Annotated in this window: 16 protein-coding genes; 11 read left to right on the top strand and 5 right to left on the bottom strand. The window is 72.2% G+C overall.

Annotation, left to right across the window (positions count from 1 at the left end; all coding sequences use genetic code 11):
• Nucleotides 1-382: 382 nt before the first annotated feature.
• Both gltB and LMU33_RS23910 read left to right on the top strand, forming a co-directional pair.
• Complete coding sequence (gltB, locus tag LMU33_RS23915; protein WP_228622626.1) at nt 383-4,975, top strand: glutamate synthase large subunit; 4,593 nt, start codon at nt 383-385, stop codon at nt 4,973-4,975.
• Complete coding sequence (locus tag LMU33_RS23910; RefSeq protein WP_228622624.1) at nt 4,968-6,431, top strand: glutamate synthase subunit beta; 1,464 nt, start codon at nt 4,968-4,970, stop codon at nt 6,429-6,431. The genes gltB and LMU33_RS23910 overlap by 8 nt, the downstream gene beginning before the upstream one ends.
• Before the next feature lie 111 nt (nt 6,432-6,542).
• Here the strand turns inward: LMU33_RS23910 and LMU33_RS23905 are convergent, their stop codons facing one another.
• Together LMU33_RS23905 and LMU33_RS23900 are read right to left on the bottom strand one after the other, a co-directional pair.
• The gene (locus tag LMU33_RS23905; RefSeq protein ID WP_228622622.1) at nt 6,543-7,220 is read right to left on the bottom strand and encodes a hypothetical protein; all 678 of its coding nucleotides are present in this window, start codon (nt 7,218-7,220) and stop codon (nt 6,543-6,545) included.
• Between the two features lie 57 nt (nt 7,221-7,277).
• On the bottom strand, nt 7,278-8,144 hold the full coding sequence (locus LMU33_RS23900) for a rhomboid family intramembrane serine protease (protein ID WP_228622620.1): 867 nt from the start codon (nt 8,142-8,144) through the stop codon (nt 7,278-7,280).
• A gap of 136 nt (nt 8,145-8,280) precedes the next feature.
• Between LMU33_RS23900 and LMU33_RS23895 the strand changes: the two genes are divergently transcribed.
• Both LMU33_RS23895 and LMU33_RS23890 read left to right on the top strand, forming a co-directional pair.
• On the top strand, nt 8,281-9,006 hold the full coding sequence (locus tag LMU33_RS23895; RefSeq protein WP_228622618.1) for a VWA domain-containing protein: 726 nt from the start codon (nt 8,281-8,283) through the stop codon (nt 9,004-9,006).
• A 23-nt stretch (nt 9,007-9,029) separates the two neighbouring features.
• The gene (locus LMU33_RS23890) at nt 9,030-9,641 is read left to right on the top strand and encodes a TetR/AcrR family transcriptional regulator (RefSeq protein WP_228622616.1); all 612 of its coding nucleotides are present in this window, start codon (nt 9,030-9,032) and stop codon (nt 9,639-9,641) included.
• Nucleotides 9,642-9,653: 12 nt separating this feature from the next.
• Here the strand turns inward: LMU33_RS23890 and LMU33_RS23885 are convergent, their stop codons facing one another.
• Entirely contained in the window at nt 9,654-10,136 is a 483-nt protein-coding gene (locus tag LMU33_RS23885) for a MarR family winged helix-turn-helix transcriptional regulator (RefSeq protein ID WP_228622614.1), read from the bottom strand.
• 121 nt (nt 10,137-10,257) lie between these two features.
• On the opposite strand from LMU33_RS23885, the gene LMU33_RS23880 reads away from it, so the two are divergent.
• On the top strand, nt 10,258-11,697 hold the full coding sequence (locus tag LMU33_RS23880) for an MFS transporter (RefSeq protein WP_228622612.1): 1,440 nt from the start codon (nt 10,258-10,260) through the stop codon (nt 11,695-11,697).
• Between the two features lie 48 nt (nt 11,698-11,745).
• Here LMU33_RS23880 and LMU33_RS23875 read toward each other — a convergent pair whose 3' ends face one another.
• Both LMU33_RS23875 and LMU33_RS23870 read right to left on the bottom strand, forming a co-directional pair.
• Nucleotides 11,746-12,627, bottom strand: coding sequence for a hypothetical protein (locus LMU33_RS23875; protein WP_228622610.1), 882 nt, complete (start codon nt 12,625-12,627; stop codon nt 11,746-11,748).
• Nucleotides 12,628-12,685: 58 nt separating this feature from the next.
• Nucleotides 12,686-14,443, bottom strand: coding sequence for a glycoside hydrolase family 35 protein (locus LMU33_RS23870; RefSeq protein WP_228622608.1), 1,758 nt, complete (start codon nt 14,441-14,443; stop codon nt 12,686-12,688).
• 112 nt (nt 14,444-14,555) lie between these two features.
• On the opposite strand from LMU33_RS23870, the gene LMU33_RS23865 reads away from it, so the two are divergent.
• From LMU33_RS23865 to LMU33_RS23840, 6 genes are all read left to right on the top strand, one after another.
• On the top strand, nt 14,556-15,473 hold the full coding sequence (locus LMU33_RS23865) for a helix-turn-helix domain-containing protein (protein WP_228622606.1): 918 nt from the start codon (nt 14,556-14,558) through the stop codon (nt 15,471-15,473).
• A 5-nt stretch (nt 15,474-15,478) separates the two neighbouring features.
• Nucleotides 15,479-15,826 carry a chorismate mutase gene (locus LMU33_RS23860; RefSeq protein ID WP_228622604.1) on the top strand — a complete coding sequence of 116 codons (348 nt, stop codon included), beginning with the start codon at nt 15,479-15,481 and terminating at the stop codon, nt 15,824-15,826.
• A 783-nt stretch (nt 15,827-16,609) separates the two neighbouring features.
• Nucleotides 16,610-19,126 carry an aminopeptidase N gene (gene pepN, locus LMU33_RS23855; RefSeq protein WP_228622602.1) on the top strand — a complete coding sequence of 839 codons (2,517 nt, stop codon included), beginning with the start codon at nt 16,610-16,612 and terminating at the stop codon, nt 19,124-19,126.
• A 111-nt stretch (nt 19,127-19,237) separates the two neighbouring features.
• On the top strand, nt 19,238-20,068 hold the full coding sequence (locus tag LMU33_RS23850; RefSeq protein ID WP_228622600.1) for an NAD(P)H-binding protein: 831 nt from the start codon (nt 19,238-19,240) through the stop codon (nt 20,066-20,068).
• A gap of 143 nt (nt 20,069-20,211) precedes the next feature.
• Nucleotides 20,212-21,588 carry a pyridoxal phosphate-dependent decarboxylase family protein gene (locus LMU33_RS23845; protein ID WP_228622598.1) on the top strand — a complete coding sequence of 459 codons (1,377 nt, stop codon included), beginning with the start codon at nt 20,212-20,214 and terminating at the stop codon, nt 21,586-21,588.
• Nucleotides 21,585-23,006, top strand: a complete 1,422-nt coding sequence (locus LMU33_RS23840) for a lysine N(6)-hydroxylase/L-ornithine N(5)-oxygenase family protein (RefSeq protein WP_228622597.1) — start codon at nt 21,585-21,587, stop codon at nt 23,004-23,006. Before LMU33_RS23845 ends, LMU33_RS23840 begins: the two co-directional genes overlap by 4 nt.
• Nucleotides 23,007-23,060 lie beyond the last annotated feature (54 nt).

Raw genomic sequence — 23,060 nt, 5'->3', positions numbered from 1 at the left:
AAGACGCTCCCCCGCCCCCCATCGGGCCGCCGGACGCCGATCCGACCGATCACGTCCGTCCGGTCCCCCCCCCCACACGTTCGCCGCCATCGCGCGGCACCCGGACCGTCACGCGCGGTCCCGCCGCGACCGTGCGGCGCCCTGCCGCGATCGCGCGGCAGACCGCCGCCATGAGTGGCACTCCGCCGCCCCGCGCGGCACCCCGCCGCCACCGTGCGGCGCCTGCGCCACGGACCCCGTGGCGTCCGCATGTTGGAACGGGGTATCCGGTTCCCGAGAACCGCTCCATCATGTAACCTGCACGAAATTTTGAGATCACGCAGAGGGCCAACGTCGTCCCTCGGCACCTGCCACATGCCTCATGACGACGACGGGAGAGCCGATGCGTACGCCGCGCCAGCCGTCCCAGCACTCCGCGAATGGCCAGAACTGGTCGTTCATGGATGCTCGCCCTGCTGCGCAGGGTATGTACGACCCCCGCAACGAACACGACGCCTGTGGTGTCGGTTTCGTCGCCAACCTCACCGGCGAGGCGTCCCACACGCTGGTCGAGCAGGCACTCACCGTCCTGCGCAACCTGGAGCACCGCGGCGCCACCGGCTCCGAGCCCGACTCGGGCGACGGTGCCGGCATCCTCTCCCAGGTGCCCGACGCCTTCTTCCGTGAGGTGGCCGGATTCGACCTTCCCGCGGCGGGCTCCTACGCGGTAGGCATCGCCTTCCTGCCGGAGGAGGGGGCCGCGGACGCCGTCTCGAAGATCGAGACGATCGCCGGCGAGGAGGGCCTCACCGTCCTGGGCTGGCGCGAGGTCCCGGTCGCGCCCGAGCTGCTCGGCGCCACCGCCCGCTCCACCATGCCGGTCTTCAAGCAGATCTTCGTCGCCGACCACGCCAGCGAGGGCATCGCGCTGGACCGCAAGGCGTTCGTGCTGCGCAAGCGCGCCGAGCGCGAGGCCGGTGTCTACTTCCCGTCGCTCTCCGCGCGCACGATCGTGTACAAGGGCATGCTGACCACCGGCCAGCTGGAGCCCTTCTTCCCGGACCTGTCCGACCGCCGCTTCGCCTCCGCGATCGCGCTCGTGCACTCCCGGTTCTCCACGAACACCTTCCCGTCGTGGCCGCTCGCGCACCCGTACCGGTTCGTCGCGCACAACGGTGAGATCAACACCGTCCAGGGCAACCGCAACTGGATGCGCGCCCGTGAGTCGCAGCTGGTCTCCGACCTGTTCGGCGACAAGGGCCTGGAGCGCGTCTTCCCGGTCTGCACGCCGGGCGCCTCCGACTCCGCCTCCTTCGACGAGGTGCTGGAGCTGCTGCACCTGGGCGGCCGTTCGCTGCCGCACTCCGTGCTGATGATGATCCCGGAGGCGTGGGAGAACCACGACTCCATGGACCCGGCCCGGCGCGCCTTCTACGGCTTCCACTCCACGATGATGGAGCCCTGGGACGGCCCCGCCTGCGTCACCTTCACCGACGGCACCCAGGTCGGCGCGGTGCTCGACCGCAACGGCCTGCGCCCCGGCCGCTACTGGGTCACCGACGACGGCCTCGTCGTCCTCGGCTCCGAGGTCGGCGTCCTCGACATCGACCCGGCCAAGGTCGTCCGCAAGGGCCGGCTGCAGCCCGGCAAGATGTTCCTCGTCGACACCGCCGAGCACCGCATCATCGAGGACGACGAGATCAAGGCGGCCCTCGCCGCCGAGAAGCCGTACGCCGAGTGGCTGGAGGCCGGCGAGATCGAGCTGGGCGACCTGCCCGAGCGCGAGCACATCGTCCACACCCACGCCTCGGTCACCCGCCGCCAGCAGACCTTCGGCTACACCGAGGAGGAGCTGCGCGTCATCCTCGCCCCGATGGCCCGCACCGGCGCCGAGCCGATCGGCTCGATGGGTACGGACAGCCCGATCGCCGCTCTGTCCGAGCGCCCGCGGCTGCTCTTCGACTACTTCACCCAGCTGTTCGCGCAGGTCACCAACCCGCCGCTGGACGCGATCCGCGAGGAGCTGGTCACCTCCCTGCGCTCGTCGCTGGGCCCGGAGGGCAACCTGCTCGACCCGACGGCCGCCTCCTGCCGCTCGGTCACCCTGCCCTTCCCGGTGATCGACAACGACGAGCTGGCCAAGCTCATCCACATCAACGCCGACGGCGACATGCCCGGCTTCAAGGCCGCGACCCTCTCCGGCCTGTACCGGGTCTCCGGCGGCGGTGAGGCGCTCGCCGCGCGCATCGCGGAGATCTGCGCCGAGGCCGACGCGGCGATCGAGAACGGCGCCCGGCTGATCGTCCTGTCGGACCGCCACTCGGACGCCGAGCACGCGCCGATCCCGTCGCTGCTGCTCACCGCGGCCGTCCACCACCACCTCATCCGCACCAAGCAGCGCACCCACGTGGGCCTGCTGGTCGAGGCCGGTGACGTCCGCGAGGTCCACCACGTCGCCCTGCTCATCGGCTATGGCGCCGCCGCCGTCAACCCGTACCTGGCGATGGAGTCGGTCGAGGACCTGCTGCGCGCCGGCACCTTCCTGAACGGCCTGGAGCCGGAGAAGGCCATCAAGAACCTGATCTACGCCCTCGGCAAGGGCGTCCTGAAGGTCATGTCGAAGATGGGCATCTCCACCGTCGCCTCCTACCGCGGAGCCCAGGTCTTCGAGGCCGTCGGCCTGGACGAGGCCTTCGTCGAGAAGTACTTCAACGGCACCACGACCAAGATCGGCGGCGTCGGCATCGACGTCATCGCCAAGGAGGTCGCCGCCCGCCACGCCAAGGCCTACCCGGCCTCCGGCATCGCCCCGGCGCACCGCGCGCTGGAGATCGGCGGCGAGTACCAGTGGCGCCGCGAGGGCGAGCCCCACCTGTTCGACCCGGAGACGGTCTTCCGCCTGCAGCACTCCACCCGCTCGGGCCGGTACGACATCTTCAAGAAGTACACGTCCCGCGTGAACGAGCAGTCCGAGCGCCTGATGACCCTGCGCGGACTGTTCGGCTTCAAGTCCGGCCGGCAGCCGATCTCCATCGACGAGGTCGAGCCGGTGAGCGAGATCGTCAAGCGGTTCTCGACGGGCGCCATGTCGTACGGCTCCATCTCCAAGGAGGCGCACGAGACCCTCGCCATCGCCATGAACCAGCTGGGCGGCAAGTCCAACACCGGTGAGGGCGGCGAGGACCCGGAGCGCCTGTACGACCCGGCGCGCCGCTCGGCGATCAAGCAGGTCGCCTCCGGCCGCTTCGGTGTCACCTCCGAGTACCTGGTCAACGCGGACGACATCCAGATCAAGATGGCCCAGGGCGCCAAGCCCGGCGAGGGCGGCCAGCTCCCCGGCCACAAGGTCTACCCCTGGGTCGCGAAGACCCGGCACAGCACCCCCGGTGTCGGCCTGATCTCCCCGCCGCCGCACCACGACATCTACTCCATCGAGGACCTGGCCCAGCTGATCCACGACCTCAAGAACGCGAACCCGCAGGCGCGGGTTCACGTCAAGCTGGTCTCCGAGGTCGGCGTCGGCACGGTCGCCGCGGGTGTCTCCAAGGCGCACGCGGACGTGGTCCTGATCTCCGGTCACGACGGCGGTACGGGTGCCTCCCCGCTGACCTCCCTGAAGCACGCCGGCGGTCCCTGGGAGCTCGGTCTCGCCGAGACCCAGCAGACCCTCCTGCTCAACGGACTGCGCGACCGCATCGTCGTGCAGACCGACGGCCAGCTGAAGACCGGCCGCGACGTGGTCATCGCCGCGCTGCTCGGCGCCGAGGAGTTCGGTTTCGCGACCGCGCCGCTCGTCGTCTCCGGCTGCGTGATGATGCGCGTCTGCCACCTGGACACCTGCCCGGTGGGCATCGCCACCCAGAACCCGGTCCTGCGCGAGCGCTTCGCCGGCAAGGCCGAGTACGTGGTGAACTTCTTCCAGTTCATCGCCGAGGAGGTCCGCGAGCTGCTGGCCGAGCTGGGCTTCCGCTCCATCGAGGAGGCCGTCGGCCACGCCGAGGCGCTGGACGTCGAGCGCGCGGTGGACCACTGGAAGGCGCAGGGCCTGGACCTGGAGCCGCTGTTCCACGTGCCCGACCTGCCCGAGGGCGCGGTGCGCCACCGGCTGATCGAGCAGGACCACGGCCTGGAGAAGGCGCTGGACAACGAGCTGATCAAGCTCGCCGCCGACGCCCTGGCCGCGAACGACGCGACCGAGGCCCAGCCGGTGCGCGCCCAGGTCGCCATCCGCAACATCAACCGCACGGTCGGCACCATGCTCGGCCACGAGGTGACGAAGAAGTTCGGCGGTGCGGGCCTGCCCGACGACACCATCGACATCACCTTCACCGGCTCCGCCGGCCAGTCCTTCGGCGCGTTCCTGCCGCGCGGTGTCACGCTCCGCCTGGAGGGCGACGCCAACGACTACGTCGGCAAGGGCCTGTCCGGCGGCCGGGTGATCGTGCGTCCCGACCGGGCCGCCGACCACCTCGCCGAGTACTCGACCATCGCGGGCAACACCATCGCCTACGGCGCCACCGGCGGCGAGCTGTTCCTGCGCGGCCGTAGCGGTGAGCGGTTCTGCGTCCGCAACTCCGGCGCGCTGGTCGTCTCCGAGGGCGTGGGCGACCACGGCTGCGAGTACATGACCGGCGGCCGCGCGGTGGTCCTCGGCCCGACCGGCCGCAACTTCGCGGCGGGCATGTCCGGCGGCATCGCCTACGTCATCGACCTCGACCGCGACAACGTCAACGCCGGCAACGCCGGGTCGGTCGAGGCGCTCGACGAGTCGGACGAGCAGTGGCTGCACGACGTGGTGCGCCGCCACGCCGAGGAGACCGGCTCCACGGTCGCCGAGAAGCTGCTCGCCGACTGGGACCGCGCCGCGGCACGGTTCAGCAAGATCATCCCCAGCACGTACAAGGCAGTGCTCGCCGCCAAGGACGCCGCCGAGCGAGCCGGTCTGTCCGAGACCGAGATCACCGAGAAGATGATGGAGGCGGCGATCAATGGCTGACCCGAAGGGCTTCCTGAACCACGGCCGTGAGGTCGCCAAGACCCGCCCCGTCGGTGAGCGCGTCAAGGACTGGAACGAGGTCTACGTCCCCGGCTCCCTGCTGCCGATCATCAGCAAGCAGGCCAGCCGGTGCATGGACTGCGGCATCCCGTTCTGCCACAACGGCTGTCCGCTGGGGAACCTGATCCCCGAGTGGAACGACTACGCCTACCGCGAGGACTGGGCCGCCGCCCAGGAGCGCCTGCACGCGACCAACAACTTCCCGGAGTTCACCGGTCGCCTCTGCCCGGCCCCCTGCGAGTCGGCGTGCGTGCTCGGCATCAACCAGCCGCCGGTCACCATCAAGAACGTCGAGGTCTCGATCATCGACAAGGCGTGGGAGACCGGGGACGTCGCCCCGCAGATCCCCGAGCGCCTGTCCGGCAAGACGGTCGCGGTCATCGGCTCGGGCCCCTCGGGTCTCGCCGCCGCCCAGCAGCTGACCCGGGCCGGCCACACGGTCGCCGTCTACGAGCGCGCGGACCGCATCGGAGGCCTCCTGCGGTACGGCATCCCCGAGTTCAAGATGGAGAAGCGGCACATCAACCGCCGTATCGAGCAGATGCGCGCGGAGGGCACCCGCTTCCGCACCGGCGTCGAGATCGGCCGCGACATCAACGCCCGCGACCTGAAGAAGCGGTACGACGCGATCGTGATCGCCGCCGGCGCCACGACCGCCCGTGACCTGCCGGTGCCGGGCCGCGAGCTCAAGGGCATCTACCAGGCCATGGAGTACCTGCCCCTGGCGAACAAGGTCCAGGAGGGTGACTACGTCACCGCGCCGATCTCGGCCGAGGGCAAGCACGTCGTCGTCATCGGCGGCGGTGACACCGGCGCGGACTGCGTGGGCACCGCCCACCGTCAGGGCGCGGCCTCCGTCACCCAGCTGGAGATCATGCCCCGCCCGAACGACGAGCGGCACCCGACCAACCAGCCCTGGCCGACCTTCCCGATCCTGTACAAGGTCACCTCGGCCCACGAGGAGGGCGGCGAGCGGATCTACTCCGCCTCCACCACCCACTTCGAGGGCGACGAGGACGGCAACGTGCAGTGGCTGCACCTCGCCGAGGTGGAGTTCGTGGACGGCAAGCTGACCTCCAAGCCGGGCACCGAGCGCAAGATCCCGGCCCAGCTGGTCACCCTCGCCATGGGCTTCACCGGCACCGACCGGGAGAACGGCCTGGTGGAGCAGTTCGGCCTGGACCTCGACGAACGCGGTAACATCGCCCGCGACGCCGACTTCCAGACCAACGTGCCGGGTGTGTTCGTCGCCGGTGACGCCGGCCGCGGCCAGTCCCTCATCGTGTGGGCGATCGCGGAGGGCCGCTCGGCCGCCCGCGGTGTCGACCGGTTCCTGACCGGAGCCAGCGACCTGCCGGCCCCGATCCGCCCGACCGACCGCGCCCTGGCGGTCTGACGGCACCCCGAAGAACGTCCCGTACAACGGCGTACGGAACACTGACGGCGCCTGCCCAACTGTCCCCGACCGGACGCCGGGCAGGCGTCGTTGCATGTCCGGCTCCGGGCGCTACTCGTACCAGACGCCCGCGAGCGGCCCGCGCTCGGCGACGGCCCGCACCCCGGACGGCAGGACGGCCCTGCCCAGATCACCGCGGACGTGCTGGTAGAGCGTGGGCACGGGCAGTCCGGCGGTCTGGATCCAGCCCCGGCCGTGCACATGGCCGGCCGCGATCAGTTCCTCCGCCTGCCCCGCCGGAGCCAGGTCCCTGCGGTACAGCTGGCTGATCGTCCGGTCGTCGTCGGCGAAGGCGAAGCGTGCCGCGTAGGCGTACCGGTCGTCGTTCAGCCAGACGTACAGCACCACGGGCTTGTCCAGGACCGCACGGAACCACCTGGCCGACCGGTCGGCCAGCTCCTCCACCGTTCCGGTGGCCTCCAGCGCCCAGTTCGACGGGCGGTCGGTCAGGGCGAACAGCTGGTTGTGCAGACGGTCTCCGCGGACCCGGTCGCCGTAGAAGTGCACGCCGATGTCGACGAGGTGGCGCGGGGCCTGAGGGTCACCGAAGTTCAGGCAGGCGACCAGCGAGTCCCAGGCGTCCGGCCGCAGGAGCTCGCCGCCGACGTGGGGCTCGGCCCAACCGGCGGTCCGCTCGCGCAGGGCGGCCGCGAAGGCGCGCTCGTCGTCGGTGTACTCGAACTCCTCGACGTCTTCCGCCTCGATGACGAACCACGGATGCTCGGGCATGGCCGGAAGCGTACGGTCGGCTCCGCGGGCCGGACACCTGGTTTTTCCCGCGCCCGCTCAGGCCGTCAGCGATGTCACCTTCATCCAGGTGAGCACCAGCAGCAGCGCCAGGACGGCCACGCACACCCCCGCCTGGACCAGCGTGCGCCGGCCGTCGCGGGGCGCGTACGCGTAGGCCAGCGTCACCACTCCGCCCGCGAGCAGGCCGCCGAGGTGGGCCTGCCAGGAGGTCAGCCACGCGGAGATCACCAGCCATGCCAGCAGCCCGCCCATGTACTGGTTGACCGCCTGCATGTCGTGGCCGAGGCGACGGCCCATCACGTAGTACGCCGCCCCCAGGCCGAAGATCGCGCCGGACGCGCCGACCGTGAACTGGGTGGGAGCGAGCAGCAGCACCAGCACCGAGCCGCCCAGCGCCGACAGCAGATACAGCGCGAGACAGCGGACCCGGCCCAGCTGTGCCTCGACCACCCGGCCGACGTTCCACAGCGCCAACATGTTGAACAGGATGTGCGTGATGCCGAACGTGCCCTCGCCGGGCGTCAGATGCAGGAAGGCGCCGGTCAGCAGCCGGTACCACTCGCCGTGCGCGACGCCCTGAGGGAGGTAGCCCGCGGGCACCGTGCCGAGCATGGCGAAGCGGTCCTCGACCGACGGCCGGGCCAGCTCGGCCAGGTAGGCGAGCACGTTGAGCGCGATGAGGACGTACGTCACCAGCGGTACCGCGCTGATCCGGCCGCCGAACGCCGTGCGCGCCTGCCGGACCGACCGCGCGCCCTCCTTCACGCACTCCACGCACTGGTGGCCGACGGCCGCCTCGCGCATGCAGTCCGGGCAGATGTAGCGGTCGCAACGGGTGCAGCGGACGTGGGACTCCACCTTGGGATGACGAAAGCAGGTGGTGACGGCGGACTCGGCGGTCACGGCCGGCTCCTTGGAGGAAGGTCGGGACGGGGTGAGCCGGTGGGGACGGCGGCGAACAAAATAGCGAACTGGTGTGACCGGAGCGACAACAGGGGCCGGTGATCACATAAGCTTCCCGGAAATCCGAGGGGGGACCATGGCCGCGATCAGTCTCGGCAAGGTGGCGGAGACCGCGCCCGCGCTCGTCGGCGCCTACAGGTCGGCCGGGGTCTCGCTCGCCAAGCACGGCCTGGACGGCCTGCGCGCCGCCGTCTACCTGGTGATCGACCACTCCGGCTCGATGAAGCCGTACTACGCGGACGGCAGCGTGCAGGCGCTCGCCGACCGGGTGCTGGGCCTGTCCGCGCACCTGGACGACGACGGCCGGGTGCCGGTGGTGTTCTTCTCCACGGACGTCGACGCGGTCACCGGCATCGCCCTCGACGACCACGAGGGCAGCGTCGAGCGGATCGTGGCCGGGCTCGGTCACATGGGCAGGACCAGTTATCACCTGGCCATGGACGCCGTCATCGACCACTACCTGGACAGCGGCGCCACCGACCCCGCCCTGGTCGTCTTCCAGACCGACGGCGGCCCGGTCAGCAAGCCCGCCGCCGAGCGCTATCTGTGCAAGGCGGCGCGGCTCCCGCTGTTCTGGCAGTTCGTCGGCTTCGGCGACCCGGGCAGCCGGCAGTTCGAGTTCCTGCGGAAGCTGGACGAGCTGGCCGTGCCGGACAAGCGGATCGTGGACAACGCCGGGTTCTTCCACGCCGGCGAGGACCCGCGCCGCGTCTCGGACGCCGAGCTGTACGACCGGCTCGTCGGCGAGTTCCAGAAGTGGCTGGCCGCCGCGCGCGCCGCGGGCGTCGTACGGAGTCCCTAACAACCGTTTGAAACAATGGGGTCGTGCCGACCAAGAAGAAGCCCCAGGTGACCGTGGCGGCGGCCCGGCGCGGTGAACTCCTCGGCATCGCCGCCGAGGTCTTCGCCGAGCACGGCTACAACGCCACCACCGTCCGCAGGATCGCCGACCACGCCGGGATGCTCGCGGGCAGCCTGTACTACCACTTCGACTCCAAGGAGTCGATGCTCGAGGAGATCCTGCGGACCTTCCTCGACGAGCTGTGGGACGGCTACGACACCGTCCTCGCCTCCCGACTCGGGCCTCGCGAGACGCTTCAGGCGCTGGTCACCGAGTCCTTCCGGGAGATCGACCGGCACCGCGCGGCCGTCGCGATCTACCAGAAGGAGAGCAGGCAGCTCGTCGCCCAGGAGCGGTTCGCGTTCCTCGCCGAGTCGCAGGTGCGGTTCGAGAAGGCCTGGCTCGGCACGCTGGAACGCGGGGTCGCCGAGCATGTCTTCCGCGCCGACCTCGACGTCCGCCTCACCTACCGGTTCGTGCGCGACACCGTGTGGGTCGCCGCCTCCTGGTACCGGCCCGGCGGCGGGCACAGCCCCGAGGAGATCGCCCGCCAGTACCTGTCGATGGTGCTGGACGGGATCGCCGTACGCGACTAGAACCGCCTGCGTTCAGCCGGTCAGGCGGGCCGCGGCGGCGCGCTGGCGCTCGCTCATGACGGACAGGAAGCGGATGACGGTCCGCAGCTCGTCCGTGCTGAACTCCTCGCAGGCCTCGACGATGTCCCGCGCCCAGTCCTCGAAGAACCCCGCCAGCTCGGCGAGTTTCTCCTCGTTCAGTTCGACCAGCACCCGGCGCTTGTCGGTCGGGTGCTTGACCCTGCGGACGAAGTCCTTGGCCTCCAGCCGGTCGAGCAGTCCGGTGACGGAGGCGGGCGCGAGTCCGGTCAGCTCGGCGAGGTCCTTCGCGGTGAGCGGGCCGTGCCGCTGGAGGAGGTCGAGCGTCTTCTCCTCCGTGGCGTTCAGCCCCTGCTTGGCGGCGACGGCCGAGTGGAACATGACCGTGACCCCGCTGTGGACCCGGCCGACGTCCATGAGCTGCTGCAACGTCTCGGAGCGCGCCGTCTCGTCCGGTTTCTCCTCTGCCTGTGCCATATCCCCAGGCTAGCAAAAATTTCGTTCGGTCGAACTAACGACTTGCGGGCGCGGCGGTATCGGTGCAACTATTTCGTTAGGTCGAACGAAATAAATCTTCCGAGTAGCCGAGGAGACCGCCATGTCCGCAACGCTCGCCGAACCCGCCCCCACAACGGCGGAACCCCATCCGCGCCGCTGGGCGGCCGCCGTCGTGATGATGATCGCGGCGCTCATGGACCTGCTGGACGGCACGATCGTCAACGTGGCCGTGCCGTCGGTCAGCCGGGACCTGCACGCCTCGGCCAGCGACCTGCAGTGGCTCGTCTCCGCCTATCTGCTGGGCTTCGCCGCCGCCCTGATCGTCTCCGGCCACCTCGGGGACCGCATCGGCCGCCGCCCGCTCTTCCTCGCCGGCACCGCCGGCTTCGGGCTGGCCAGTCTGGCCTGCGGAATCGCCCAGTCGCCGGGACAGCTGATCGCCGCACGGGCGGTCCAGGGCGTCCTCGCCGCCGTGCTGGTGCCGCAGGTGATCGGCTCGTTCCGCACCCTCTTCCAGGGCAAGGAACGCGGCGCCGCCTTCGGGATGTACGGCGCCGTCGCCGGCTTCGCCTCCGCCGTCGGGCTGCTGCTCGGCGGGGTGCTCACCGACGCCGACCTGTTCGGCTGGGGCTGGCGCTCGGTGTTCCTGGTGAACGTGCCGGTGGCCGTGGCGACCTTCGTCGGCGGACTGCTGCTGGTGCCGGCCACGCGTGATCGGTCGGCGGGCCGGCCGGACGTCCTGGGCAGCCTGCTGCTCGCCGGCGGGCTGGTCGCCATCGTGCTGCCGCTGGTGCAGGGCCGGGAGAACGGCTGGCCGCTGTGGGGCTGGGTCTGCCTCGGGGCGGGTGTGGTGGCGGTCGTGGGGCTCGGCGTGTACGAGGCGCGGCGCCACCGGCCCGGCACCGTGCCGCTGCTGCCGGCCCGCGCCTTCCGGCTCCCCGCGTTCTCCCTGGGCGTGCTCGTCCAACTGCTGTTCTCCGTCGGCATGCAGGGCTTCTTCCTGGTCTTCGCGGTCTGGCTGCAGGCCGGTGAGCGGTACACGCCGATGCAGGCCGGGCTGGTGACGGTCGCCTTCTCGGCCGGCGGTCTCCTCACCGCACCCGCCGCGGACGGGCTCGCCGTACGGTACGGGCGGCTGGTCCTCGGTGCCGGGGCGCTGCTGATGGCGGGCGGCTTCGGCTGGGTCGGAGCGGTGGTCGACGGCGCGCCGGCCGCGCACACCGGGGCGTGGCCGATGGTGCCGGGGCTGCTGATCGCCGGGGCCGGGCTCGGGTTCCTGGTGGTGCCGCTGGTGAACGTGGTGCTGTCGGCGGTGCCGGGGGAGTTGGCCGGTGGGGCGTCCGGGATCTTCTCGACGGCTCAGCAGTTCGGGGGAGCGCTGGGGGCCGCCGTGGTCGGCACGGTGTTCTTCGGGCGGGTGTCCACGGGGATGACCGGGGCGTTGGGTGCTGCGATGCCGTGGGTGACCGGGGCGTTCGTGGTGTGCGCGGGGTTGTGCGCGGCGCTTCCCCGGCGGGCGGTGTCCGAGGACCTCGGCTGACACACCGGGCCACCTGGGGGCTCCGGCCCCCAGCGTGGTGCCGTGAACCTAGGTGTCGCACTCCAGCACCGTCCGGCACAGACCGCACCGCGCCCGTACCCGCCCCTTCACCGGGATCCGGATCCGCTGGTGGCAGGTAGGGCAGGGGAAGGACACACGGAGATGGCCGGAAGGGTCGGGGCTGAAGGCGTAGGGGCCGGCCGGCTGGACACCGGGCGCGTGCCGGCGGTCGTGGGCGTACCGCCGGCGCCCCGCCCAGCCGGCCCCGGTCAGCGGCGGCTGCTGCTCGTCCCGGCGGGCCAGGGCCATCCCCTTGCCGTACGCGTCGTAGGCCTGCGGGCTGGTGAACCACACCGAGGGGTCCTCGTGGAAGAGCAGCGCCCGCTTGGCCAGGACGTACCCGAACTCCTCCGGGGTGAGGTAGCCGAGCTTCTGCGAGGAGACCGCGTCCTCCCGGAAGGCGTCCAGCAGCAGCCAGCCCGCGCCCAGATACGTCGTCACCGTGTCCGTGAGGATTTCGTTCTCCGCCGTGGTGGGGAAGGAGAGGTCCAGGCGGTGGAGGTACACGTGCGCCACCTCGTGGGCGAGTGCCGCGCCGATGTCCCGGCGGTGGGCGCGGAAACGGTCGTTCAGCTCCACGAAGTACTCGGGTCCCGCCGCCAGTTCGACGTTCGCCGCGTGGGTCATCTCCCGGAAGCCGACGATCAGCCGCGCGTCCGGCAGCCGGAAGTGCCGCACGATTTCGCGGGCCACCCGCTGCGCGCCCAGATGCAGGTCGTCGGTGTCGCAGAAGGCCACGTCGGCCGGGGCCAGGCTGGTCGAAAACGTCTGGACGGTGGTCCAGGACAACCGCTTGTACAGCGCCGTGACGGCGGCCCGCACCGTCTCCAGGTGCGGACTACCGTGCTGGACCGGTCCGCCGTTCGCCACGTCCGCACCCCCAAAGACGCCGGAACTCCTCTCCACTGTAGGCGCGGCGGGCGGCCGGTCACACGGGAAGGAGACGGGGCGCGGGGCGGTCCGGGGTGGTTTCCTGCAGCTCCAGCACCCACACCTCGTTCTCGCCCTCCCGCAGCACCGGGCCGGGCACGTACAGGGACCGCTGGGGGCCCACCGACCAGTAGCGGCCCAGGTTGAAGCCGTTGATCCAGACGAACCCGCGCGTCCAGCCGGGCAGCTCCAGCCGGGCGTCCCCGGCCCCGTGCAGCGCGACAGTGCCCCGGTACAGCCCGGAAGCGCCCTCCTGAGGCAGCGCGCCGAACCGCACCGCGTCCACGCCGTCGTCGAACGCGCACAGATCCAGCCCACGCGCGCGTACCCCGTGCAGATACTGCCGCTCGTGCAGGATGCCGCCGGTGATCCCCTTGGCCTCGCCGAACCGCGGACCGTAGTTCACCCGCCCGAGGGACTCCACCCACACCTCCACGCGCGCGGGGCCCGCGACGGGCTCCTTCAGCCGCGGCTCCTCCTCGGTGAGCACCCCGGCCCGCTCCCCGTCGACGTACACCACAGCGAGGTCCCGCAGCCCGCGCAGGGTCAGCGGGTACGGCCGCCGGGGGCCGGGCACGTCCACCTCGTAGCGCACCAGACCCCGGGTGACGTGCAGTTCCTCGAAGGCGGGCGGCAGGGGGGCGACTCTCTCCTCGCCGCCCAGCGACTCCAGGACGTCTCCCAAGGGCGCCCGGACGTCCAGCGTCACCTCCGCCGGGCGGCCCAACGGGTCGGGCACCGGCGGCAGTTCGGGCAGCGGCCCCGAGTGGTACGCGGCCAGCACCTCGCGGAAGCGCCAGAACTTCTCGGTCGGGCGACCGTACTCGTCCACCGGGGCGTCGTAGTCGTAGGACGTCACGTCCGGCTCCAGCGGGCCCTCGTGCAGCTCGCCGCCGCCCCGGTTGGCACCCGCCCAGCCGCCGAAACTCGTGCCGCCGTGCGCCATGTAGAGGTTCACCGACGCCCCGCACTCCAGGATCTCCCGCAGCGCGCCGGCGGCCTCTGCCGGGTCCCGTACGACGTGCTCGCCGGCCCAGTGGTCGAACCAGCCGCACCAGAACTCCATGCACATCAGCGGGCCGTCGGGGCGGTGGCGGCGCAGCGTCTCGAAGGCCACGCGCGCGTGGGAGCCGAAATTCACCGTGGCGAGCACCCCGGGCAGCGAACCGCCGGTCAGCATGTGGTCCTCGGGGCCGTCCGAGGTGAACAGCGGGACCGTCACCCCCTCGGCGCGCAGCAGAGCGGCCAGGTGCTCCAGATGGCCGGTGTCGCTGCCGTAGCTGCCGTACTCGTTCTCCACCTGCACCAGGATCACCGGGCCGCCGCGGTCGATCTGCCGGGGCACGACCTCGTGCATCAGGCGGTGGAACCAGCGCTCCACATGGGACAGGTACCGCTCGTCACGCGTGCGCACGCGCGTGCCCGGCTCGCCCGTCACCCAGGGCGGCAGCCCGCCGTTCTCCCACTCGGCACAGATGTAGGGGCCCGGCCGGACGATCGCCCACAGACCGGCCTCACGGGCCGCGTCCAGGAACCGGCCGAGCGCCTGCACGTCCCGGTGTCCGCCCGGGACCGGCCGGTGCAGGTTCCAGGGCACGTACGTCTCCACGCAGTTCAGGCCCATCGCCCGCAGCATCGCCAGCCGGTGCCGCCAGTGCCCCTCGTGCACCCGGAAGTAGTGCAGCGCCCCGGACAGCAGCCGTACCGGCCGCCCGTCCAGCAGGAAGTCCGATTCCCCCACCGTGAACTCGCTCATGCGCCCCAGCCTCACCCCTTCCGGCGGTCCACACCATGGACGAAGATCGTCGCTGCTTGGACAAAACGTGGGGACGGAAGTCCGCCGTGCAGCACGCCCGGGAGGAGCGCCGATGTACCAGACCTGGATGCGGTTCTTCAGCCCCGGCCCCGCCCACCACCGCCTCGGCCTGGTCTGCCTCGGCGTCGGCCTCCAGTACGGCGCCCTGCCCACGGTCGGCCCGCGCACCCTCGACCACCACGTGGCCGTCGTGATCAGCGCGGGCCGAGGCTGGTACCGGGGCGCCGACGGCCGCCGTACGACCGTCACCGCGCCCGCGCTGCTCTGGCTCACCCCCGGCGTGCCCCACCACTACGCGCCCGATCCCGGCACCGGCTGGGACGAGGGCTTCGTGGACTTCGCCGGGCCCGCCACGGCGACGTACACCGAGCTCGGCTACATCGAACCCGAGCGGCCCGTCGTCCCGCTCTCCGAGGCCTCCGGGCCCCGCGCCGTCGTCGCCCGCATCGCCCGCGCCGCCCGCCGCGGCAACCCGCTGCTGGAGGTCGAGACGGGCGCCGCCGTGCACGAGCTCCTCGTCGCGCTGCGCCGGGCCCGCGCCGACCTCGCGCCGGACGGCGACCAAGTGCTCCAGGCGCTCGCACGGGACGCCTGCACGCCGATGAGCGTCGCCGACCACGCGCGCGTGCACGGCATGACCCCCGCCGAGTTGCGCGGCGCCGTACGCCGGGCCGCCGGCTGCAGCCCCAAGGACTACCTGCTCGGGATCCGCCTCGGCCGCGCCAAGGAACTCCTCGCGGCCACCGAGCTGCCCGTCGCCGCCGTCGCCCGCCGCGTCGGGTACGACGACCCCGCCTACTTCTCCCGGCTGTTCACCCGCCGGGTGGGCCTCGCCCCGGTCCGCTTCCGCGCCCAGCAGGGCCGCAGCGTGCCCGGCGGCTGGAGCGACCGCGTACCGGAGCCGGACGATCCGCCGATGATCCACTCTCCGGACAGCCCGGAGGACGGGCCCGCAGAACCCATAGGGTGACGTGCATGACCACCAGCAACACCGGAAGCGGTGCCGTGGACCCCGAGGTCCGTCAGGAACTGGAGCGCCTGCGCGACAGCATCGACAACATCGACGCGGCCGTCGTCCACCTGCTCGCCGAGCGGTTCAAGGCCACCCAACAGGTGGGCCGGCTCAAGGCGGTGCACCAGCTGCCGCCCGCCGACCCGACGCGCGAGGCCCGCCAGATCGCGCGGCTGCGCCGCCTCGCCGAGAACGCCAAACTCGACCCGGCCTTCGCCGAGAAGTTCCTGAACTTCATCATCGCCGAGGTCATCCGGCACCACGAGCGCATCGCCGAGGACACCGCCAACGGACAAGAGACGGACGACTGAACGCGGTGAACCCGGCCGGTGCCGGCCGCTGCCTGGCCGACAGCGGCGACGGAGCCGACGGGGGTGGTCGGGCGCGGCGGGGGCGGCGGGGGTCGGGATGGGCAGGCGCCGGTGGTGGGGGCGGGGAGCGGGGTCGCAGTAGGCGGCGTCTTGGGTGGGCGCGGATGGTCGAGGGCCGGAGCGGGGCGGGCGCCCTGGGTGGGCCCCGAAGGTCGGGGGCCGGACTTGCACGGGCGTCGTGCGCGGGTGCGGAGGGTCGGGGGCCGGACCCGAGGACGGCCGCCGGTGGCGGGCTCGGGCGGTGGAGGATCGTACGGGAAGGCCGGTCGGGAGTGGCCGTGGGTCGTCCGGGCGGACGGGCACGGTCGAGAGTGGGCGGGGACCCTGCACGGGAACCGCTGCCCTCGACATCGACGGGCGGCGGCCCTCCGAGCTCGTCGGACGCGAAGGGCCGGGAGGGGGTCACGCGGCCGTGGGTGGCCGGGAGCGGGTCACACCGTCCAGGAGCTGTCGGTAGCGGCCGAGAGTGGGCTGGAGCGGACATTCGCCCAGGAGCTACCCGGAGCTACCCGGAGCTGCCCGGAGCGGCCAGGAACGAGCCCGGAGTGGGCGGGAGTGGTCCGTAGCGCGCAGAAACAAGCCCGGTCCGGCCGAGTGCAGTCGATGGAGGGACGGACGGAGGCAGCCGGACCACGGGCAGGGGGCGGGGCAGCGAGTCGGACATATTTCGTGAAGCCGTCCACCCCCTGTGCGCTGTCAGTGCGATCAGGCAGCATGGCCTGCATGTCCGTACTCACGCGCGACGAAGCGCAGCTCCGAGCACAGTTCCTCGACGTCCACCGCTACACGGTCGAACTGGACCTCACGACCGGGGACGAGACCTTCGACTCCCGCACCGTGATCCGGTTCACCGTGCGGTCCGCCGGGGACACGTTCGTGGAGCTGAAGCCCGCCGAGTTGCGCGCCGTCACGCTCGACGGGGAGCCCCTGGACCCCGAGTCGCTGGACGACGGCCGGCTGCCGCTGAAGAACCTCTCCGCCGGGGAGCACGAGCTGCGCGTGGACGCCGCCATGCGCTACTCCCGCACCGGCGAGGGCATGCACCGCTTCACCGACCCGAGCGACGGTGAGACGTACGTCTACACGCAGATGTTCATGGACGACGTCCAGCGCGTCTTCGCCGCCTTCGACCAGCCCGACCTGAAGGCCGTCTTCGAGGTGTCCGTCCGGGCACCGGAGGGCTGGACCGTGCTCGCCAACGGCATCACCGAGCGGCGCGCGGACGGCGTCTGGCAGGCCGCACCCACCCCGCTGATCTCCACCTACCTGGTGGCCGTAGCCGCCGGCCCCTGGCACTCGGTGCGCACCGAGCACCGCGGACTGCCCTTCGGCATCCACTGCCGCCGCTCCCTCGCCCCCCACCTGGAGGCCGACGCCGAGGAGATCCTCGACGTCACGCGCGCGTGCTTCGACCGCTACCACGAGAAGTTCGCGGAGCCGTACCCCTTCGACTCCTACGACCAGGCGTTCGTCCCCGAGTTCAACGCCGGCGCCATGGAGAACCCGGGCCTGGTCACCTTCCGCGACGACTTCGTCTACCGCTCCGCCGTCACCGACGCCGAGCGGGAGACCCGCGCCATGGTCATCGCGCACGAGATGGCCCACATGTGGTTCGGCGACCTCGTCACCCTCAAGTGGTGGGACGACATCTGGCTGAACGAGTCCTTCGCCGAGTACATGGGTTACCAGACCACCGCCGAGGCCACCCGCTTCACCGGCACCTGGACCGAGTTCGGTGTCACCCGCAAGGCCTGGGGCTACGACGCCGACCAGCGGCCCACCACCCACCCCGTCGCCCCCGAGAAGGTCGACGACACGGCCTCCGCACTGCTCAACTTCGACGGCATCTCCTACGCCAAGGGCGCCTCCGCCCTGCGCCAACTGGCCGCCTGGCTCGGCGAGAAGGACTTCCTCGCCGGCATCAACACCCACTTCGCCCGCCACAGGTTCGGCAACGCCACCCTCGCCGACTTCATCGACTCCCTCGCCTCCGCCACCGACCGCGACGTGCCCGCCTGGGCCGACAGCTGGCTGCGCACCACCGGCGTGGACACCCTCACCCCCCGCGTCACCTCCGCCGACGGCACCTGCACCCTGACCGTCGACCGCGCGGGCAGCCGCCCGCACCGCCTCACCGTCGGCCTGTACGACCACGACGTCGCCGACGAAGGCCGGCTGGTGCTGCGCGAGCGCCTCGACCTCGACGTCCCGCAGAGCACCCCGCAGCCCATCGGCAAGCGCCCCGCGCTGCTCGTGCCCAACGACGGCGACCTCACCTACGCCAAGGTCCGCTTCGACGCCGAGTCCTTCGAGACGGTCCGCGCCGGCCTGTCGCGACTCCCCGACCCGCTCACCCGCGCGGTCGTCTGGAACGCCCTGAGGGACGCCGTGCGCGACGGTGAACTCGCGCCCGCCGCCTACCTGGAGACGGCCCGCGCCCACCTCCCGCGCGAGACGGACCTCGCCCTGGTCCAGGGCGTCCTCGCCTTCGCCTCCGGCCAGATCGCCGACCAGTACCTGACGCCCGAGGACCGGCCGGCCGCCCTGTCGGCCCTCACCGCCCTCTGCCGCGACCTGCTGCGACGCACCGAGGACGGCGACCACCCCGGCCTGCGCCTGATCGCCGTGCGGCACCTGATCGGCGTGGCCGCCCACCCGGACACCATCGCCGCCTGGCTCGCCGACGGCACGGTCCCCGGCGGACCGGAACTCGACCCCGAGCTGCGCTGGCGCATCCTCGGCCGGCTCGCCGTCCTCGGCGCCACCGACGAGGCCGCCATCGCCGCCGAGCTGGAGCGCGACCCGAGCGCCACCGGCCAGGAGGGCGCCGCCCGCTGCCGCGCCGCCCTGCCCGACCCGGAGGCCAAGCGGACGGCCTGGGAGGCGATGTTCGCCGGCGACGACCTGTCCAACTACCTCTTCACGGCCACGGCCCAGGGCTTCTGGCAGCCCGAACAGGCCGATCTGACACGGGAGTACGTGCCGCGCTTCTACCAGGACGCCGTCGCCGTCGGAGCCCGGCGCGGACCCGCCATAGCGGTCGCCGCCGGCCGCTGGGCCTTCCCGGCCCATGCCGTCGACACCGAGAACCTGCGGCTCGGCGAGGCGTGTCTGCGCGACGCCGACCCCACCCCGGCGCTGCGCCGCACCCTCGCCGACCGCCTCGACGACCTGGCCCGCGCCCTGCGGGTGCGCGGCGGGCAGGAGGAGCCGGTGACACAGGGAGCACGGGCGGAGTAGGTCCGTCGGCCTAGGGCGCGGCTGGTCCCTGCCGACGATGCGGCGGCCCGGACGGTCTTCCTAGGGTCGAGCTGTCAGGAACGATCAGCCGAGCCTTGGGAGGCACCCCCCATGATCGTAGTGACCGGCGCGACCGGCAATGTCGGCCGCGCCCTCGTGGACCGGCTCCTCGCGGCGGGCCGGCCCGTGCGGGCGCTCACCCGCGACCCGCAGCGGGCCGCCCTGCCCGAGGGCGCCGAGGTGGTCCGGTTCCAACCGGACGACCCGGCCGCCCTGTTCGATGGTGCGACGGCTCTGTACCTCTACGCCCAGGCCGGCTCGCCCGCACTGCTGGAGGCGGCCCGCGCCCACGGGGTGCGGCACGTCGTGCTGCTCTCCAGCGGCATCATCCAGGAGGGCGCCGACGAGACCCACCCCATCCACGTCATGCACGCCACCGTGGAACAGCAGATCCGCGACAGCGGGCTCGACTGGACCTTCCTGCGCCCGAACGCCTTCGCCACCAACGCCCTGCAGTGGGCGCCGCAGATCCGCGCCGGGAACACCGTCCGCGGGGTCTTCGCGAACGGGCTGTCCGCGCCGATCCACGAGGACGACATCGCGGCCGTCGCCGAGCGCGTCCTGCTGGACGGCGGACACGAGGGCGTGGCGCACCGGCTGACCGGCCCCGAGGCGACCACCAACGCCGAGCAGGTCGCGGCGGTCGGCGCGGCCGTCGGCAGGGAGCTGACGTTCGTGGAGACCGACCCCCGCGAGGCGGGCCCGGAGCTGTTCCCGCACGTCCCGCCGCACATGCTGGAACGGCTGCTGCGCACCTTCGAGGAGACGGTCGGCGTGCCGCCGGAGATCACCGACACCGTGCAGAAGGTCACCGGCACCCCGGCCCGCACCTTCGCCCGGTGGGCGCGGGACCACGCGGACGACTTCGGCGGAAAGGCCTGAGCGCTCCGCTTCCGCCGTACCCACTTTCGGGTTCCGATCGTTGGGCTTTCGGGACACACGGGGCTCTTCCCGTACAAGGTGGAAGCCCAAGGGTCCGTAAAAGACGGCATCCAGGGGTCGTTCCGCGAGTGGAGGGTCAGCCGATGAGCGGTGAGGAACCTCTGTGCACGCCGCCCCTCGCCTCGGGCCCCAACGGCCCCGCCGCCCTGCGCCCCCTGCTCGGCACCGTCCTCGACGCGCTCGCGGCCGGTGCGTGGGCGCGCGGGGGGCCGTTGCCCGGCGGGGGACCGGAGGCCGTCGCCGCGCGCGTCGCCGACGTGCTCGGCGACGCGCTTCCCGACCAGGGCGACCCTGACGCCCTGCGCGCCCTCGTGCACGCCCTGGCCGAGGGCGCCGCCGACCCCGCCGACCCGCTGTGCGCGGCCCATCTGCACTGTCCGCCGCTCGCCGTGGCCACCGCCGCCGACCTCGCCGTGAGCGTCCTCAACCCCTCCCTGGACTCCTGGGACCAGGCCCCGGCGGCCTCCGCCCTGGAGGCCGCTGTCACCCGCGCCCTGGCCCGCGCCGCCGGTCTCGCCGACGCCCTCGTCACCACCGGCGGCACCGAGTCCAACCAGCTCGCCCTGCTCCTCGCCCGCGAGGCGTACGGCGGCAGCGTGCGGCTGGTGTGCGGGGCCAACGCCCACCACTCGCTGCCGCGCGCCGCCTGGCTGCTCGGCCTGCCCGACCCGGTCGTCGTCCCGGCGGCGGGCGGCACCCTCGACCTCGCCGCCCTCGACGAGGCCCTCACCACGCTCTCCGGCCCGCTGCTGGTCGCCGCCACCGCCGGCACCACCGACGCCGGTCTCATCGACCCGCTGCCCGAGATCGCCGGCCTGTGCGCCGCGTACGGCGCCCGCCTGCACATCGACGCCGCCTACGGCGGAGGCCTCCTCTTCAGCGACCGGCACCGCGACAGGCTCGCCGGAATCCAGGCCGCCCACACCGTCACCCTCGACCTGCACAAGCTCGGCTGGCAGCCGGTCGCCGCCGGCCTCCTCGCCGTCGCCCGCCCCGGCGAACTCGCCGTGCTCCACCAGCGCGCCGACTACCTGAACGCCGGCGACGACACCGAGGCGGGGATCCCCGACCTGCTCGACCGCTCCCTGCGCACCACCCGCCGCCCCGACGTCCTCAAGATCGCGGTCACCCTGAAGACGCTCGGCCGCACCGGACTGGGCGCCCTGGTCGACCAGGTCTGCGCCCGGGCGGCCGAGTTCGCGGCGCTCGTCCGGGACCACCCCGGCTTCGAGCTGTACGACCAGCCCGCGATCAGCACCGTCCTGTTCCGGCCCACGGACGCCACCGACGACGCCGTGGCCGCCGTACGCCGCAGACTGCTGCACGAGGGCCGGGCCGTCCTCGGGCGCGCCCGGCTCGACGGCAGCCTCTGGCTCAAGGCCACCCTCCTCAACCCCCACACCCGGCCGGACCAGCTGGCCCAGCTCCTGAAACTCGCAGAAGAAGGCACCCCCGCATGACCAACCCCCCACGCCACGAGCCCACCTCCCCCCGCGACCTGGTCGGCATCGGCATCGGCCCCTGCAACCTCTCCCTGGCCGCCCTCGCCCATCCGCTCGCCGAACTCGACGCCGTCTTCTACGAACAGCGCCCCGGCTTCGACTGGCACCCCGGCCTGCTCATCGAGGGCGCGACCATCCAAGTGCCGTTCCTGGCGGACCTGGTGACCCTCGCCGACCCCACCAGCCCCTGGAGCTTCCTGAACTACCTCAGGACCCGCGAACGGCTCTTCCCCTTCTACTTCGCCGAGCGCTTCCACATCCAGCGCGCCGAGTACGACGCCTACTGCCGCTGGGTCGCCCAGAGCCTGCCCGGGCTGCGCTTCCGCCACCAGGTCGACGCGGTCCGCTGGAACCCCGAACGGGACGTGTTCGAGGTCGACTTCACCCAGCTCGACGCCGAGGGCGAGGCCGAGGCGCTGGGCCGTACCTACACCCGCAACGTCGTCCTGGGCGTCGGCACCGAGCCCCATGTACCCGATCCGCTCCAGCCCCTGGTGGACGCCCCGGGCGTGCCGGTCGTGCACGCAGCCGACTACCTGGAGCACCGTTCCGGCATCCTCGCCGCCGAGCACGTCACCGTCGTCGGCTCCGGACAGTCCGGTGCCGAGGTCTTCCTCGACCTGCTGCGCCACCGCCCCGCCGGGCGGGAGAAGCTGCACTGGATCGGCCGCAGCGAGGCGTTCGCGCCGATGGAGTACTCCAAGCTGGGCCTGGAGCACTTCACCCCCGACTACACCCGCTACTTCCACGCCCTCGCCGAGCCCGTACGGGACCGGCTGGTCGCCGCGCAGTGGCAGCTGCACAAGGGCATCGACGCCGGCACCCTCGCCGCCATCCACGACGAGCTGTACCGGCGCACCCTGCACGGCGGCTGGCCCGACGCCGTCCTCACCCCGGGCGTCCGGGTCCGCACCGCCGGCCGGATCGCCACCACCAAGGTTGAGCTGCACCTGGAAAACCTCCAGCAGGACAGCCGCTCCCGGCTGACGACCGACGCGGTCGTCCTCGCCACCGGCTACCGCGACCGCCCGCTCGGCCGCGTCCTCGCCGGACTCGACCCCTATCTGCGCCGCGACAGCGGCGAACGCCTGCGCATCGACGAGGAGTTCCGGCTCGTCCTCGACCCGTCCGTGACCGGCTCGGTGTACGTCCAGAACGCCGAGCTGCACACCCATGGCGTGGGGGCACCCGACCTCGGGCTCGCCGCCTGGCGCAGCGCCACCATCCTCAACTCGCTCACCGGCAAGGAGTCGTACCCGCAGCCCTCACGAACCGCTTTCACCACATTCGGACTTGAGGCATCCCTGCACCACGGGCACCGCATGCCGCAGGCCCGCCAGGCACGGCACCTCACGCCACTGGTCGACGGCACATGATCCCGAAGGGGAATTCGCTCATCGGAGCGAGTGACCGCACAATTCAACACTTGT

Origin of the sequence: Streptomyces barringtoniae, assembly GCF_020819595.1 — a bacterium.
In the GTDB taxonomy this organism is placed as follows: Bacteria; Actinomycetota; Actinomycetes; order Streptomycetales; family Streptomycetaceae; genus Streptomyces; species Streptomyces barringtoniae.
This window is presented reverse-complemented; position numbering and strand designations above follow the sequence as displayed.

Bases quoted from the DNA above. Each gene is read 5' to 3' on its own strand.
- LMU33_RS23860 (WP_228622604.1), top strand. From the start codon at position 15,479: ATGACCACCAGCAACACCGGAAGCGGTGCCGTGGACCCCGAGGTCCGT.
- LMU33_RS23895 (WP_228622618.1), top strand. From the start codon at position 8,281: ATGGCCGCGATCAGTCTCGGCAAGGTGGCGGAGACCGCGCCCGCGCTC.
- LMU33_RS23865 (WP_228622606.1), top strand. From the start codon at position 14,556: ATGTACCAGACCTGGATGCGGTTCTTCAGCCCCGGCCCCGCCCACCAC.
- LMU33_RS23850 (WP_228622600.1), top strand. From the start codon at position 19,238: ATGATCGTAGTGACCGGCGCGACCGGCAATGTCGGCCGCGCCCTCGTG.
- gltB (WP_228622626.1), top strand. From the start codon at position 383: ATGCGTACGCCGCGCCAGCCGTCCCAGCACTCCGCGAATGGCCAGAAC.
- LMU33_RS23885 (WP_228622614.1), bottom strand. From the start codon at position 10,136: ATGGCACAGGCAGAGGAGAAACCGGACGAGACGGCGCGCTCCGAGACG.
- LMU33_RS23845 (WP_228622598.1), top strand. From the start codon at position 20,212: ATGAGCGGTGAGGAACCTCTGTGCACGCCGCCCCTCGCCTCGGGCCCC.
- LMU33_RS23905 (WP_228622622.1), bottom strand. From the start codon at position 7,220: ATGCCCGAGCATCCGTGGTTCGTCATCGAGGCGGAAGACGTCGAGGAG.
- LMU33_RS23880 (WP_228622612.1), top strand. From the start codon at position 10,258: ATGTCCGCAACGCTCGCCGAACCCGCCCCCACAACGGCGGAACCCCAT.
- LMU33_RS23870 (WP_228622608.1), bottom strand. From the start codon at position 14,443: ATGAGCGAGTTCACGGTGGGGGAATCGGACTTCCTGCTGGACGGGCGG.
- LMU33_RS23910 (WP_228622624.1), top strand. From the start codon at position 4,968: ATGGCTGACCCGAAGGGCTTCCTGAACCACGGCCGTGAGGTCGCCAAG.
- LMU33_RS23840 (WP_228622597.1), top strand. From the start codon at position 21,585: ATGACCAACCCCCCACGCCACGAGCCCACCTCCCCCCGCGACCTGGTC.
- pepN (WP_228622602.1), top strand. From the start codon at position 16,610: ATGTCCGTACTCACGCGCGACGAAGCGCAGCTCCGAGCACAGTTCCTC.